Source organism: Paraburkholderia bryophila (assembly GCF_003269035.1).
GTDB classification, from domain to species: domain Bacteria; phylum Pseudomonadota; class Gammaproteobacteria; order Burkholderiales; family Burkholderiaceae; genus Paraburkholderia; species Paraburkholderia bryophila.
Genome location: NZ_QLTK01000031.1, coordinates 1 through 15213 on the forward strand (window position 1 = coordinate 1; position 15213 = coordinate 15213).

Here is a 15213-nt window from a genome sequence, read left to right on the forward strand (position 1 = left end):
AGCTGAGGCAAACTACTATCGGCAACTTGAAACACCGGTCGCCGAACCCGCATTAACTTAAACCAACCAGCCTCCACGATTCCCGGGGCGGTTCAGTGAAAACAAAAAGTTGGAGGTTTTTAAGGGGCTTTCTCTTCCCAACGGGCCCCCAAGCGGACGTAGGTACTCCTGGGTGACATCGTCTTGATGGCAGGAAGTTTTTCGCATTGACCGTCCTGCTGATTGGCGTTACCCCCCCCCCTTTTCTGCTATCGTAATCCGGTAGTCTGAACCATTGATCCAAGACGCGCTGTAACGGGGGCTAACATGGGCTATAGGAACAAGACCTACGTCATCTTCGACGGAGACAACGACATGTGGGCCTATGCCTACATGCTCGGATGGAAAAGCAATGACAAAATCGACTTTGATTTCCATGATGCGCACGGCACAAATGAAATCAATGATACCGATTCTGAATCAACAGTTAAACGAAAGCTAAAGGCAAGACTGGCCAACACAAAGCAAGCAATTGTTTTGATCGGGGAAAAGACTAAAAATCTATATCGATACGTTAGATGGGAAATCGAAGTCTGCAAAGAGCTGGGTATCCCCATCGTTGCAGTTAATCTTAATAATTCTCGAGCAATGGACTCCGCCCTATGTCCGCCAATTCTGAAAGGCATGCCGGCCGTACACGTGGCATTTAAAATGAAAATAATAAAACATGGCTTAGATAAATTTTGCGACAACTTCGGTTCATATAAAAACGGTAGCGACTACTTTTACAAAGACGAAGTTTATACTAATCTCGGGATATAACCTTGGAAGACGAAGATTTTCCCGCTTTATTTAGATCGGCTGACAGGGAGTCAAGGGATGCTCAAAGGCGCTTCTTCGGTGCTTTGGCCTTCAATATCCTATGTCTAATCCTAGCTTCCGTGGCATCTACTTTTGACGCCCATTCCGGTTGGTGGTCGATCGGCCAGGCCGTTATTCTAATAGGCAGTTTAGTCTCGGCAATCTATTTAGCGACCGCGCGCCCTGAGCGAAGTTGGTATAACGGGCGTGCAGTAGCGGAATCTGTACGAACTATCACGTGGCGCTTTTTGACTAGAGCAGAGCCATTTGATCAAAACGAAGGGTTTGAACAAACGTTTATAGTCAGACTGAGGAACATTTTTGAGCAAAATAGAAGTTTTGCCAAAAATTTGACGCATTTTTCGAGCGATGCCCAAATTACCTCCACGATGCTTCGTATCCGGGGGGAAAGTCTTGCGGAAAGAATTAAAGTTTACAGAGAGGGACGTGTAACTGAACAGCAGGTCTGGTATGCGAAGAAAGCAAAATCCAACAAAACCAAAGCAAAACGATACTTCATCGGTCTTTGCTGCCTAAATGCAGCGGCGCTTTTTAGCTCATTGCTAAAGATAAAATTCCCTGATCTCGAGTATTGGCCGACTGATATCTTGGTGACTTGCGCAGCTGCGGGGATTTCTTGGATACAGGCAAAGCGCTTTCAAGAACTTGCCGCATCGTACGCATTAACAGCCTATGAAATAGGTTTCATTAAAGAGCAACTTTCCCGCATAACTGCGGAGAGGGCATTTTCAATTTTTGTTGGTGACTCAGAGAACGCGTTTTCGCGGGAACATACTCAATGGGTCGCTCGGAAAGACGACTGATTGCCCCCTAAATTATTTGATAATACATAATGGCGACCAAACGGACACCTGCGAAAAAAAGGACGCTGGCCACCCCAGCTAACTCATTGCTCGAAAATGAAGATTTGCCAGTTCTTTCAGCGCAAAAACCCCTTGTTTTCATCAGCCATGACAGTCGTGATGCAGACCTTGCGGAGGCGTTCGCGAATCTCCTTGTTGACGTCAGTGGCGGCACCCTAAAATCGTTCAGATCTTCCGATAAAAAGGGCAGCACGGGAATTGAATTCGGAACTGAATGGTATAACGCGATCATGTCCCGCTTGAACGAAGCAACCGACGTCGTCGCATTACTAACTCAACGCAGCCTAGATCGTCCATGGATTCTCTACGAGGCTGGAGTCGCTAAGGGTCGCTTGGGCACGAACGTCTTTGGCGTAGCGCTGGGAGTACCGCTGGAGAGGGTAAGTACGGGTCCCTTCGGTCAATTTCAGAATTGCGGTGACGACGAGGATTCGCTTACAACCCTATTGATGCAACTCTTAGGGCGGAATCCCGATGCCTCGCCGAGAGAGCAAGCCGTACGCCTTCAAGTCGGTGCGTTCCTGAAGAAAACGGCGGAGAAGAGATCGCCTGGTGCCGGACCAGACGTACAGCCCGCGACGGACGAAACGAACGTCGCAAAGTTGTTTGAAGAAGTAAAAGCAATGTTTCGGGAATTACCAGCCCGTGTAGATGAACGTGTTCAATCATTCAATAGGAAAGGACTTCCGCGGCGATTGCGACGATTCAGTCCATCGACGCTCGAAGATCTAATTTATCACCCTGCCTTTGATAAAACGAAATATGGACCTGCATCGGCGTGGTTTATTACAATTTCACTCTTTCGCGAAGAGTTGCCTTGGCTTTACGAGGCCGGAATTGAATTTTATAGAAGCTTAAGAAACGGAAGTAGACGAAGCATTGAAGACTCTCGAGATGAGATTCTATCAATAATTGAATTTTCGATGCACACTCCGATTTTTGAAGTACTAGGTTCACGGGAAAGCGAAGAAATGCATTATATCGCACACAAACTTCCCGATATAATTCATCGGCTTAGTGAGAAAGCAATGATCTTTGCGTCAAATCGTCGGCCCAAAGGAGTATTGAGGCAAGGTGTTTATAAAAGCACATCGAAATAATGTTGCCAATATTTACTTTCCAAAAAACGGAGCCAATCTTCGGTCGTGGATTGCTTCAAAGTCGGCGTCCGTAACGCCTTCGTGATGCGACGATATAAGCTTTGACGCCGACTGCGAGGCCAAACATTCCCTTCGTATAAGAGCGAATGATCGCGTATTCACTTCCAAAATCGTCTTGTGATGCATCGGTCACCGGACGCGCTCGTCGGTCACCGGATTGTCTATGGCCCCGCGGCCACTGTCAGCAGCGCCTGGACGTTCACGCATGACGGGATAACCAGCCATGTGCCGTTAGAACCGAATATTTCGTTCAGCGACAACGAGGGCGCGGTCGCCGCCGCGAAGGCTGGCCTGGGTATAACTTCGATAGGGTACTGGGCCTGCCGGCGGGAACTCGAGGAAGGATCGCTCGTGCCGATCCTTACCGGCTGGTCGATGGTCGGCACTCAGGTGCATGCCTATTTCCCCCTCGGTCGCGCGACCCGGACGGCGGCCCGCGCCTTTATCAATTTCTTGCTGGACGAGTTTGGCAAAAGCATCGACGTGACACGCGCTGGATGATGCCGCGGCATCTCAGGGATGCGTGTCACTCCTGTCGACATGCGAACGCTCGCCGCAAGGCACTGCGGCCTTGAAACGTCTAAACGTCAATGCTTCCCGATGGTGACGGGATAATAACTATTTCCCAAGACCGAGCAGGAATTCGCGATCGGGTTCCGGCATTGAATCGAGCCATTCCGATTCGGCTCCAGGTTCGGGCAAAACCTGGCCGTACTCGACCATATGGGACGGCGGTAGCTCAGAGAGATACACCCAGATCGAGCGCCTTTCAGCGCCCGTCGCGTTTGCGACAAGCGTCACGATAGCGTCGAGTAGCCCCCTCTTCTGATGCGCGCTTCTGCCGGCGCGGATCTGTCCCTGGACGAATAACTGATCCGACGCGAGCGGTGCTCCGCCGAGAAAGTGATCGCCAGGCGGAATGGCCTGAAAAATCACCTGCGCGAAGAAACCTTGCGCGCCGGTCGCCTCGCTATGTGAGCGCGTGATGGCTCGCGCGATCTCCTGCTTCTGCGAACCGGTAAGCCGCCCGGCCGCCGCCGTCACGGTATAAGTTGGCATGCTGCCCTCCTGTCGCCAATGCACCCTACGTTGCGGATTTGCAAATATCGAGGTGCGTTCATCCCGCCATTCGTAGGAGCATCGCGTGCGCCTTCGATCGATCGAGTTCCCTCTCCGTGCCGACACTACAACAACCGCTGCTGCATTGCCAATCACGTTGACGATCGATCTCCTTCGCAATAACGATCGGCAGGCTTACCGGGCGGTCGCGACGTTTTTCGACGTGTAGCGTGACGCAGCCGTGGCATTGGCGAACCGGGGAGCGAGCGCGCGACGGTCGGCTTCCCACTTCGTCCAGTCGTCGCCATCCTGCAGCGTCGGGATGGTCACGAGTTCGCCCTGATCGAGGCCGACGAGCGCGGCGTCCACCAGATCGTCCGCTGTCATCGTGCTCGCGGCTTCCTTTTGCTTCGCATAGCCGGCTACGTCCCAGAACTCGGTGGCCGTTGCTGCCGGCAGCACGGTTTGCACGCGCACGCCCTTGCCTGCGAGGTCGCGCTGAAGCGCATGGCCGAAGCTCAGCACGTACGATTTCGAGGCGCTGTAGACACCGTTCAGCAACTCGACTGCAATACCGACCACCGAGCTGATGTTGATGATCGTGCCCGAGCCCCTGGCGACGAACGCAGGCGCAACCGCGTACGTGAGACGCGTCAGTGCCGTGATGTTCAGGTTGATCATCGACTCCATGGAGTCGATGTCACCGTCGAGAACCGATGCAACCGAGCCAACGCCCGCGTTATTCACCAGCATCGTGATGCGCGGGTCTTCGCGCAGCAGGGTTTCGATTGTTGCGAGCGCGGCCTTGTCGCTGAGATCGGCAGCGACTGTTTCGATCGAGCGGCCCGTCTCCTGCGTGAGGCGCTCTGCGAGCGCGGTCAGCCGGGTCTGGTTGCGTGCCACCAGAATGAGGTCGAAGCCGCGTTTGGCGAGACGGTCGGCGTAGATGGCGCCAATACCAGCCGATGCGCCGGTGATCAGGGCGAAACCTTTCGAAGAGGAAGTCATTTTCAGTCCTTGCAGTGGGGGGGGTGAACCAACCGGGCGTCGGTTCATGGAGCGAATTCTGAGCGCAGACGCCCTCGACCTCAATGTCATATATGCAATGATTTATGACATGACGTGGCCAGCGCAGGTGTCCTTTTTGTGCTAGCTTCAACGAATCAAGCCACAGCTCGTGAGGCCTCCATGCATACCGTCGGACTCGTCGTCTATCCCAACTTCCAGTCGCTCGCGCTCGCAGTGGCGAGCGTGTTCGAATACGCCAATCTGCTGCGCGGCGAAGCAGCTTATGAATTCAGCATCGTGTCCGAGCACGGTGGACCTATCGCTTCGTCCCAGGGGTTTTCGGTTCATAGCGAACCACTTGCCAAAGCGGGCTACGACACCCTGATCGTGGCGGGCGACAACGAATGCCGCCTCCCTTCGGCTGCGCTGGTGGATTACCTTCGGCAAGCGCCGCGCCGATCACGGCGAATTGCGTCGATTTGTACGGGGGCGTTTGTTCTGGCTGCCGCAGGTCTGCTGGAAGGAAAGCGGGCAACGACACACTGGTTTCACGCGCGCGACTTCCAGAAGCAGTATCCGGACGTACAGCTCGAAGAAGATCGCATCTTCGTCGTGGATGGCCAGGTCTGGACGTCGGCCGGCATGAGCGCCGGCGTGGATCTCGCGCTTGCAATCGTCGAAAACGACTTTGGCCTGGACACTTCGCGTAGGGTCGCGCGCAAGCTCGTGCTTTATCAGCGTCGCGGTGGCGGCCAGTCGCAGTTTTCGGCGCTGCTGGAGATGGGCGCGCGCTCGGACCGCGTTCAGATGGCGCTCACGTTCGCGAACGAAAATCTGGCGAGCGATTTGTCGGTCGAGCGGCTGGCCGAAGCGGCACGGCTCAGTCCGCGCCAGTTCAGCCGTGTGTTCCGTGAGGAAACGGGTCAATCGCCCGCGAAGGCAGTCGAACGGCTTCGCGTTGAAGCCGCTCGTTTGATGATGGAGACGACTCGCCACCCAATCGAGATCGTCGCGCGAGAGACAGGCTTTGGTGACCGGGAGCGGATGCGTCAAGCGTTCCTGCGTGCATTCGGTCAGCCACCGCAAACCATTCAGAGGGCGTCGGGTGTCATGCCCCTTGCACTTTAAGCGCAGTTCGCCTTACTGCTCGCCCGGCGTCCATTCCGGGCTATAACCGCCCAACGCCGGGTGATACATCTCATCCCCGGAATGCTGGGTGAATTCGACGTTGAGGCGGTCTTCACGCAGGCCGAGAATCTCGACGCAGTGCTCGCACAGCGCTTTGGCCACGTCCATACGCAGCTCGGGCGCCCTGCCTTTTCTGATGTCCAGCATCATGACCGCGACCGGGATGGGCGCTTCGCCGGCTTCGGGAATCCGCCAGACACCGCCCTCTCCCAATTCTCGAATCGCGACGCTGATACGCCTGATGTCGACCGACATCATCCGCGCGTAGGTCTCGCTCATCTTCAGCGCGAGGCGCCGCTTGTCTTCCACTGAATAGTGGTCGTTGACGTCCAGTTGCAGGTAGGGCATGGTCGTTGCACTCCTTAAAAGCCCCAATTCTTCACCCGGCGCCGGGCTTTTCCAATGTCAGATGCGCAAGGTTTCCAGACACGCGGAGGATCGCGTTACCCGCTGAGAATCAACTTTGCCGACGGTGCAATCGCCGAGATTTGAAACCGGCCCCGCCGTTGCTGACGTAGAGCCGGGCCCTGTGTTGCCAGAGGCTGGCTGCTTTGGGTCAGCGGCGGTTCACGGCACGCCCGTCAGCCAGCCTTCCCGTTCCTATGCATCGCTTTGCGGGCTTTGGCGCGGTAAGCGCCATGCGCGTCACCAACGAGATCTTCATCTTGCTCTCCTGTTTCGCGATGATTCGGCGTGTAGCCTCTGACCTGTTTCAGGGAAGCTGCTCATACGGCCAGGCCTGATCGCCCGCGGCTTACTGGATGGGCGGCACCACGCCCAGTTTTTCGGCCAGCATGCGCTCATACACGCCGAAGTGCAGGTCGACTTCCTCCTGGCTTACTGTCGTCACGATGATGTTCACCTGATCCGGCGGCAGGCCGAGCACGACCGCAATCGCCGCTTCCAGTTGCGGCGCACAAACGCGGTCTTCGGTCAGTGTCGTGCCGACGGCGATATCGTAGGTCTGTTCGTGCTGGAAGACGATCTCGACCAGCCGCGCGCGGGCGCTCATGTTGTTGTCGATCGCGAGTTGCACGACCTGCGCCACGCTACGCATCAATTCCGTCGGAAAGCCTCTAGCCGAGCGTAGCCGCACGCGGTGTCTGCCAAGCGTGAGCCAGTCCGAATCGAATTCCATGGTGTCCTCCGGTTCCGTTGCAATGCACCGCGATAATAGGTTCTGGCAGGCGATTTTCAAGACCGGAATTTCGCCACCGCCTCTTGAAATTTTCACCGTAGGTTCTATCTTTATTTTCGCTCAGGCAGATGCACCGGTCACATCCGGTGCGCTGCGTGTTTCGATTTGTTTGCCAGCGGCCTGGCAGGCGAACTGGAGCGCGTAGGCCCGTTCGCCTCCTCGCTGCATCCACGGAGGATACGATGAGTGATCTCTTTTCCGGAACCGATCTGTTCAGTGAGTTTGACCGTCTGCAGCGGCAAATGGACAGCCTGTTCGGCGGCTTTCCGTCCAGCATCCGCTCGGGCCGCTTCGGGGCCTTTCCGCAAGTGAACATCGGTATGACCGACGACTCCATCGAAATCGTCGCGTTCGCGCCCGGTCTCAAGCTGGCCGAACTCGACGTGTCGATCGACAAGGGCCTGCTGACCATCAGCGGTGAGCGCAAGGCCGCCCAGACAAGCAGCGATGACATCGCCCGGGACGACACCCGCACCTATGCACAGGAGCGGTTCAGCGGCAGTTTCCGGCGCGTGATCGAGCTGCCGCAGAATGCGGACCCCGACAAGGTGCAGGCGCGCTACACCGGCGGTTGCCTGTCGATCAGCGTGGGCAAGCGTGAAGCGTCGAAGCCGCGAGCCATTGCCGTCCAGTGATGCCAGCCATTCAAGGAGCAAACCATGAACGATAGGACACAGGTCGCTGAGCGCGACCAGAAAGCGGTAGCACGGCGCGAGGGTGAGCAGCCGGCACGGCGGACGACGCTCGCACCCGCCGTCGACGTTTTCGAGGACAGCCAGGGCATCACGCTGTGGGCGGACCTGCCAGGCGTCACCAAGGACAAACTCGACGTGAAGGTCCACGACGGCAATCTTTATATCGAGGCCGAAGCAGTTGTGCCGACGCCCCCCGGTCTGCGGCTGCGGCACGCCGAAATCCGGGAACCGCATTTCGCGCGCGCGTTCTCGCTGAGCCCGGACTTCGACACATCGAAAATCGACGCAAACCTGCAGGACGGCGTGCTGAAGCTGACCATTCCGCGCCGCGACGAAGCACGCCCGCGGCGGATCGAGGTGCAGACGAACTGAGCCCGGCAGAGCCGCAACGACGACAGGGCAACAACCGGTGGCGGCCGCGCGGTCGCCATCGCCCGTTCGCGGAGGCGTGGATGCAGAGCGTTATCAGGGAGGAAGGGTGATGCGGATAAACGCTCAGCACGTGGGCCTTGCCGGTGGGGCAGTTCGCAAGCGGCCCGGCCCTCGCTGCCAGGGGATATTCCGGCGTGGTCACGAGCGGGCGCGATGGCCGCCTGCTTGCCGACCGGCATCTGCCGCGTCACAGCCGCGCGATAGACGCAGCGCGACGCCCCGCAGCATGCCATCAGTCTGACGGCAGACGCTGAGTCGAGGGGCGTCGGCAGAAACGTGGCAGCGTGAACGCAATGATGCACATCCGGTTCTCCTGCCAGACCATCGAGGAGCATACGATGAACACCGACCTGAAAAAGTGGAACCCTTTCAAATTTCTCCGTGGTTCAGGACGCAAGGCCGAAGCGGACAATGAGCAACGCCCGACCGACAGCGACCCGTCACGTGGTCCGTGGCCCGACATTTCGCGACTTTTTCCCCGTGATCCGTGGCGTGCGATGGAAGATTTCTTTCATGATCCGTTCGCCGCGCGCGGCGCGTTTGAACGATGGTTTGGCGACTTCAGTTCATCGCGCTTCCAGCCGCGCATCGACGTTGTCGACGAGGGAAAGATACTTCGTGTGACCGTCGAACTACCCGGCATGGAACGGGAGGACTTGACCGTGAGCGCCGAGGACGGAGCGTTGGTGTTGCGTGGCGAAAAGAAGCAGGACGTGCACAGCGAGGAGGACGGTTGCTATCGGCTCGAGCGCGCGTATGGAGCCTTCACGCGCACGATCCCGATGCCGGAAAATGCCGATCCCGACCACGCTCTCGCAAAGTTCGACAAGGGCGTCCTGACGTTGACGGTGCCGAAACAGGAGCAGCAGCGATCCGCGAGCCGCACGATCGATATTGGCTAACGTCGGCTGGCGACCTGGCGACCTGGCGAATTGTTGATTGCGAATTGAATCGACGGGAGTAGCCCGGGGTGGTGCGCTCATGTCACCGAGCGTTGCCGGGGGCGGCTTATGGTGATGCCATTGGCCGAAGCGATGCCCGGCAGCGGTAACAGTCGGCAGGTGAGCCATTTCGGCGTCGAACCGATCGGCTCGGCCTCGTCACTCGCGTGCTCATGTCCTTGCGGACAGCCGGGACAAAGCCTCGTACAATTCTCTATACTCCAGACCGCCCGCCTCCCCCGGCTCTTGCTCGACTAGCGCCACGCTGCAGGAGCAAGTTTTCCGCGCGCCGACACGGCTATTCACCCGTCGCGGCGGGGCAGCAATTCAATCTCACTGCTTTTTTACGCGCCCAAGGCCATGGCGAGCAATCGCAAATTCGCGCAGACCGAAGAACTGTCCAGACGCCCTGCGAGACCAGCAGACTATGCCGCCGAAAACGGCGCGCTGTTGCGGCTCGCCCGCGCGCAGTCGAAACCGCGCGCGCGACTTTTGCAGGAGATCGCAGACGCCGCGTTGATGCTTTGCGATGCCGGCAGCTCGGGTATTAGTCTTATGGAAGGATTGGGTTCGCAAAGGCAGTTTCGCTGGCTCGCGGTCGCCGGGCTTTGTGCCGGGCTGGAGGGCCGGACAACGGCCTGGGCGGACTGCCCCTGCCGGCTGGTGCTCGAATCCGGCGCTTCGCAACTATTCGTGCGGCCCCAGGGCCAATTCCCGAGCTTGCGGTTTCCCGGGGTGGACATCGCGGAAGGACTCGTCGTCCCGATCCCAACCGACACGGGTTTCGTTGGCGCGATATGGGTGATGTCGCATGCCTCCACGCGTCAATTCGATCTGGAAGACGTTCGTCTTCTGACCGACCTGGCCGTCTCCGCCGGCGCGGCGCTGACCACGGTGGATGCACGGGAAACCAGCGAAGAGAGCGAACGCAGACATAGCGAGTTCATCGCCATGCTGGGGCATGAACTGCGCAATCCGATGGCCCCGATCGACAGCGCAATCGGCGCCGCCCGGCAACTGTGCCCGGACAACGAACGGGCAGTCGACGTCCTGACGATTGCCCAGCGGCAGATGCGGCATTTGCGAACGCTGGTGGACGACCTCCTCGACGCGGCGAGGTTGAGGCACGGCAAGCTCGCCATCCGGCACACCGATACGTCGCTCAACGAGATCGCGTTCGATGCCGTGACGGCGGTGAAACATCATATTCAATCGCGGCGGCATGCACTCCGATTGACCGGCCTCGAGACACCGGTACTGGTCCGGGCCGACCATGTCAGGCTCAGCCAGGTGCTGGGCAATCTGTTGTCCAATGCCGCAAAGTACACCCCCATCGGCGGAACGATCGACCTGGCAGTGCAAATTGCCGCCGAAAACGGGGACCCGCAGCAGCACGGTGTGGTCGTTATCGATGTCAGCGACAACGGCATTGGTATCGACAGTGCGGTTCAGCCGCATGTGTTCGAACTTTTCGCCCAGTCCGCACGCGGCAACGCGCGCGCCGAGGGTGGATTGGGTATCGGCCTCGCCGTCGCAAAGCGGATGGTCGAGCTTCACGGTGGCACCATCTCACTTCAAAGCGAGGGCAACGGGACAGGCACCACAGTTACCTTGCGTCTGCCGATCTTGCGTTCTTCCGACGCCCCATCGGCAACGCTCAAGGCACCCCAGACCATCAGTCTGGCGCCGGTGCGTGTGCTGCTTGTCGACGACAACGCGGACGCGTTGCAGTCGCTAGGCATGCTGCTGGAACTCGAAGGGCATCAGGTGACCCTCTGCGGTAGCGGACGTGAAGCAATCCAGTTGATGCAGGAGACGCTGCCCGAGGTCGCTATCGTCGACGTGGGCATGCCCGATATGGACGGCTTCGATGTTGCGCGTGCCGTCAGAGCCGACAGCAGGCTGAATGACATCATGCTGCTGGCGCTCACGGGCTACGCCGCGGAGTCCGATAAGTCGCGGGCATTGGCTGCCGGGTTCGACTTCCACCTGACCAAGCCGCTCTCGTTGGAAAAGTTGCAGCAGCTTCTATCGAACCGTGCCGAAGGCAAGCCTCTGGGCCTTGTCTGATCCGCCGCGCAAGGTTTTCGTCAGGTCCAGCCCGTCTCTCCGAAACCGCCCCCCCGGCAACAGGTCGCCACTCGACTCGCCGTGCGGGTACGACACTTGCGTCGCGTCATTTATCTTCACGATTTTCATTGTCCGGTCACGTCACCCGGCCCGTCGATCCGTTCGCGCCTTTCCAACCAGAGCGTCTGATAGCGTCATGGCCACTCCTCCCGACAGCGTCACGCCTCCCGGCATTCGCGAACCCTGCATGAAACGCCGGTTTGCACGAGTCCTGGGACGGTGCAGGTCAGTGCAGCATCTGATCCGACGTAGGCTCGTGCATCGGCAGACGTTGGCGTTCGTTGCGTGGGTTTCTGTCGGCACGGGGGCCGTATTTCTTTTGCTCTCGCTGCGGACCGTTGCTTTGGGCGCATTTCTACTGGGCGCGTCTTGCGCCTTTGCGGCGCGGCGACCGCCGCCCTGACGTTGGCGGTCTCGCTCCTGAGCACCTATGCGCTTGTCTGACGCGATTGACGCAACCGGCTCACAGCGAGGGGGCGAATAACGCGGGCCGGCTCCGGGCCGGCAGCGGGTGCCGGCAATACCAGGCAGCGCGTGGCCGATTGGCCGTCAGACAAACACGTTGATAATCCCGCCGATCAAACCCACCACAGGTGCGACCGCGGCAACGGCCGCAGCAACGTGGATCACGTCGCCGGCAATCCGGTCCACCGTCTGCACGAAATTCGAATTCGACGACAGCGCCCGCTGGTTCGACGACGTCCATTGATTGGATGCTGCGACTGCGGAGCTTGCAAGGGAACCGATATTCACGCACACCTCCAGTGAGATCAAACAAGGGAGAACATGTTGGCGGCCCGCATGACGACCTTCTGCGCTTACCGACCCGTAACACCCATTACTTTAACCAAGCGTTGCTTGCCACCCTTGCCGGCCCATTCAGGCGGGACATCACTGCGGCACAGCACTCGAATCGCAGCCCGTGCGGCCCCGATTCATCAGACGCTGGAATCATATGAAACATTTTCCTTTCCGGCAAGTAAGCGATCGCGATAGATCTGGTAAGAAAATGGAAGGTCTTTGGATAGAAATACGGCTGCATGCACGAGCTTTTCTCGTGGCCACGAGAATCATTACGGATTCCAGATAATTCAGGTTTGGCCAAACGACCTCACGTGTGTGCGCAGGCAGCGCAGCACCACCAATCGAAAAACGGCATCTGACGGGGGGTAATCAGGCTGCGTGAATAAGGGGTCCATTTTTGTGCTTTCCAGCGCGCGCCACATAGCGACTCGGGCAACAGATCCGGCTGCCTGGCGAGTTGACGGATCGCCGGCCGTTGCTCGAGCTTCGCCGCTTTTTTGCAGCGAAGCTCGACAGCTCGACAGCTCGGTTACGGCGAAACCGTGAATGCCGGATTCGGACTGACCGACAGACTATTCACCTTGCAGTTGCCGGACAGCGGCTGGTTGCTCGCGCTCAGCGTATTGGTCGCGTTGTTCCATGCGCCATTGATCGTGGAAGGACCGCAGTTCGCGCCGAGCACGCTGAAGCCGACGTTCGCCACGCTGCCGGTCGTCGTGCTGCTGGCCACGAGCTTCCACGGCAGTCCGATGATCTGCGGCACGCCGCACAGGCCACCGCCCGTGATCGCAACCGAGTTGATCTGTGCATACGTGCCATCGGTGCTCACCACGCCGCTGAGCGTGATGCCGCAGCTGACGTTAGGCGCGATCGGCGTGCTGACGTTGATCGTGCCCGGCGCACTGAAGGAGGCGCCCGCCGGTCCGATCGTCGCTGCTGCGGCGATCGGGGCGACGGCGGCGAATGCGATAGCGATGGCGCTGCTGCATGCGAAAGTTTTGATCAGCTTCATGATTGACCTTCCCAGAAAAAAGGCTAAGGAAATTGCTGGAGTTGGGCAGCCGGCGGAAGTGTGCGTGGCTCTGCCGCCTGGCCGTGTGAAGCACCTGTCTACTGCGATCCGCTCGGCTAACACGCATCGTCATGCCTGCCGCCGTCGGCGTCGTTCGTCATCCTGATCGCCTTGGTGTGGTGTCTTCAGGAAAGCCGAACCTCATGCGATTACTGTTTCGATTGCTACGTGGGTTGCTATTGCACGGAGGCGCAGATAATGACGGCCGGTAAGGCGTCACGCGCTTGTGTCAAAAATCCCATTGCTTTGTCTCCGTCGGTATTTTCAATTCGGCGCGCACGATAATCGTCCAGCATAGGTATGCTGGTTTGATACGGACGTAATAGGTCGCGACATTAAAATGCCTCGCCTGGCACCATCCGGCTCAATTGGCCGGCGATCTATTCAGTCGGAATATGCGCGCCGCATTTAAAATCAGGCTGATTTTCTCAATCGGCGTGGTGTCTCGCGGGATGCCTGTGCCATCGCACTCCTCGTTGGGTTGGGATGCTGCAGTGCACCGCAGTCATTGGCCGGATGTTTCAAATAATTATGTGGGCAAACAGTAGTCTGGACGGCGCGCCGTGTATATAGAACTTTTGATCCAAACCGATGGTTTCGGCCGATCCTCGTATTTATGTCGCTTTGCGGAGGTTTTTAAACGGTCGAATGAATCGCCGATCCGGGTTCGGCGGCGTTTAATAGTTTCAGGCCGATGCATTTAGCGTATTCTCGCCGTCAGGCCAACCGATTGAGAAAAACGCCGTGGTCCGATTCAATACGTCGGCAATCGGCCGTTAATGGGGAAACGCGCACTATGTCATTCCGGAACGCGAGAAAACCTGCCGCCATGCGGCTATGGCTTTTCGCCGGCTGCGGGGTATTGGGCTTCAGCACGATTGCGCTGACTGCGATCTCGATGGGGCAATGGCCGACGCGAGCGGGGCCGGCCGCGCAGGTCGCGGTTCAAGCCGGACCGCAAGCCGGAACCGCGCCCGCCGTTCAGTTCACGAATCGCCACGACCCGACGGCCGCTTCACCTGCAGCGCCGACCTCCTCCCCCCACGTCGGCGTCGACGTGCTATCGCGCCTCGAAACGGCGGGACGCGACAGGTCGCCGATCCAGCCGGAAATCAATCTCACCAACACACTCGACGAAGCATTGCAGCGCGCGCTGTCGTTCCCCGATTTCGGCGCGCTCGCGGGACGCACCGATCCGGAGGGTCTCTTCGAAGCCGCCGCGTGGGCCGACGCGTGCGAGCGCGGCGCCCTCGCCGCTCAGGACATGACGTTGCGATGCCAGGAACCCGATCGGCACGGCGCGCACTACGCGGACGATCTGTTGAAGCAGGCCGCCGACGCGGGCCAACCAGGCGCTGTTCTGACCTTGGCGGCCCGACACCCTGAACAGTGGATGGAGATTCCGTTACGCAGCGGTGGCATGCTCGGCGACCGCGTGTTCGCGCTCGCCGCGCTCGGCCGCTCCGCCGCGCTCGTGCTGCTCAGTCAACTGTGCGCCGTACCGGACGCCTGCGTCGATGAACAGTTGACGCGCAACGTGCTGGCGTTGCTGCAATTGAGCATCTACAAAACGGGCACCTCGGCAGCGGCGGACTATCTGACAGGCGCCGAACCCGAGCGACGTGAAGCGATCGAGCGAACCGCCCGGCTCCGCACCGCGCTAAATTGGCCGCCTTGAAGAATCGACCTGACTAGCGACCTCACTATCGACCTGACTACCGACGGCCTGAGTGCCGGCATCGGCACACCCGCTCGTCAGGGCCCAGCCGGAAACGGGCGCCGAACTGCCGCGAACGGGCGCC

Annotated in this window: 16 protein-coding genes; 10 read left to right on the plus strand and 6 right to left on the minus strand. The window is 58.8% G+C overall.

Translation table 11 applies throughout. From position 1 onward, the window contains the following. Window positions 1-306: 306 nt before the first annotated feature. The 4 genes from BX591_RS29835 (at window position 307) to BX591_RS29850 (ending at window position 3385) form a co-directional block, all read left to right on the plus strand. Window positions 307-801 (plus strand): TIR domain-containing protein, encoded by a 495-nt coding sequence (locus BX591_RS29835; protein ID WP_111934912.1) that lies wholly within the window; start codon window positions 307-309, stop codon window positions 799-801. A gap of 2 nt (window positions 802-803) precedes the next feature. Beyond that, window positions 804-1664: a DUF4231 domain-containing protein gene (locus BX591_RS29840; protein ID WP_167444642.1), complete on the plus strand. Its 861-nt coding sequence runs from the start codon at window positions 804-806 to the stop codon at window positions 1662-1664. Window positions 1665-1693: 29 nt separating this feature from the next. Further along, window positions 1694-2824, plus strand: coding sequence for a TIR domain-containing protein (locus BX591_RS29845; RefSeq protein ID WP_111934914.1), 1131 nt, complete (start codon window positions 1694-1696; stop codon window positions 2822-2824). Between the two features lie 180 nt (window positions 2825-3004). Beyond that, window positions 3005-3385, plus strand: a complete 381-nt coding sequence (locus BX591_RS29850) for a LysR substrate-binding domain-containing protein (protein WP_244147166.1) — start codon at window positions 3005-3007, stop codon at window positions 3383-3385. 117 nt (window positions 3386-3502) lie between these two features. On the opposite strand, the gene BX591_RS29855 is transcribed toward BX591_RS29850, so the two are convergent. Next, window positions 3503-3943: a tautomerase family protein gene (locus BX591_RS29855; protein WP_111934915.1), complete on the minus strand. Its 441-nt coding sequence runs from the start codon at window positions 3941-3943 to the stop codon at window positions 3503-3505. Between the two features lie 195 nt (window positions 3944-4138). Beyond that, a complete protein-coding gene (locus BX591_RS29860; RefSeq protein WP_111934916.1) occupies window positions 4139-4951 on the minus strand; it encodes an SDR family NAD(P)-dependent oxidoreductase in 813 nt (270 codons plus the stop codon). A 180-nt stretch (window positions 4952-5131) separates the two neighbouring features. On the opposite strand from BX591_RS29860, the gene BX591_RS29865 reads away from it, so the two are divergent. After that, window positions 5132-6079, plus strand: coding sequence for a GlxA family transcriptional regulator (locus BX591_RS29865; protein ID WP_111934917.1), 948 nt, complete (start codon window positions 5132-5134; stop codon window positions 6077-6079). A 12-nt stretch (window positions 6080-6091) separates the two neighbouring features. Here BX591_RS29865 and BX591_RS29870 read toward each other — a convergent pair whose 3' ends face one another. Beyond that, window positions 6092-6487 carry a tautomerase family protein gene (locus tag BX591_RS29870; protein ID WP_111934918.1) on the minus strand — a complete coding sequence of 132 codons (396 nt, stop codon included), beginning with the start codon at window positions 6485-6487 and terminating at the stop codon, window positions 6092-6094. A 406-nt stretch (window positions 6488-6893) separates the two neighbouring features. Further along, complete coding sequence (locus BX591_RS29875) at window positions 6894-7277, minus strand: hypothetical protein (RefSeq protein WP_111934919.1); 384 nt, start codon at window positions 7275-7277, stop codon at window positions 6894-6896. A gap of 242 nt (window positions 7278-7519) precedes the next feature. Here BX591_RS29875 and BX591_RS29880 point away from each other — a divergent pair, with 242 nt between their 5' ends. From BX591_RS29880 to BX591_RS29895, 4 genes are all read left to right on the plus strand, one after another. Then, complete coding sequence (locus BX591_RS29880; protein WP_111934920.1) at window positions 7520-7972, plus strand: Hsp20/alpha crystallin family protein; 453 nt, start codon at window positions 7520-7522, stop codon at window positions 7970-7972. Between the two features lie 24 nt (window positions 7973-7996). Continuing rightward, a complete protein-coding gene (locus BX591_RS29885) occupies window positions 7997-8404 on the plus strand; it encodes an Hsp20/alpha crystallin family protein (RefSeq protein ID WP_111934921.1) in 408 nt (135 codons plus the stop codon). A gap of 398 nt (window positions 8405-8802) precedes the next feature. Further along, window positions 8803-9366: an Hsp20/alpha crystallin family protein gene (locus BX591_RS29890; protein WP_111934985.1), complete on the plus strand. Its 564-nt coding sequence runs from the start codon at window positions 8803-8805 to the stop codon at window positions 9364-9366. A gap of 399 nt (window positions 9367-9765) precedes the next feature. Next, complete coding sequence (locus tag BX591_RS29895) at window positions 9766-11475, plus strand: hybrid sensor histidine kinase/response regulator (RefSeq protein ID WP_111934922.1); 1710 nt, start codon at window positions 9766-9768, stop codon at window positions 11473-11475. Between the two features lie 609 nt (window positions 11476-12084). Here BX591_RS29895 and BX591_RS29900 read toward each other — a convergent pair. Together BX591_RS29900 and praA are read right to left on the minus strand one after the other, a co-directional pair. Next, on the minus strand, window positions 12085-12288 hold the full coding sequence (locus tag BX591_RS29900) for a hypothetical protein (protein ID WP_111934923.1): 204 nt from the start codon (window positions 12286-12288) through the stop codon (window positions 12085-12087). A gap of 580 nt (window positions 12289-12868) precedes the next feature. Further along, entirely contained in the window at window positions 12869-13351 is a 483-nt protein-coding gene (praA, locus tag BX591_RS29905; protein ID WP_111934924.1) for an alkane oxidation protein activator PraA, read from the minus strand. A gap of 889 nt (window positions 13352-14240) precedes the next feature. On the opposite strand from praA, the gene BX591_RS29910 reads away from it, so the two are divergent. Beyond that, on the plus strand, window positions 14241-15089 hold the full coding sequence (locus BX591_RS29910; protein ID WP_111934925.1) for a hypothetical protein: 849 nt from the start codon (window positions 14241-14243) through the stop codon (window positions 15087-15089). The last annotated feature ends 124 nt before the right edge of the window (window positions 15090-15213 follow it).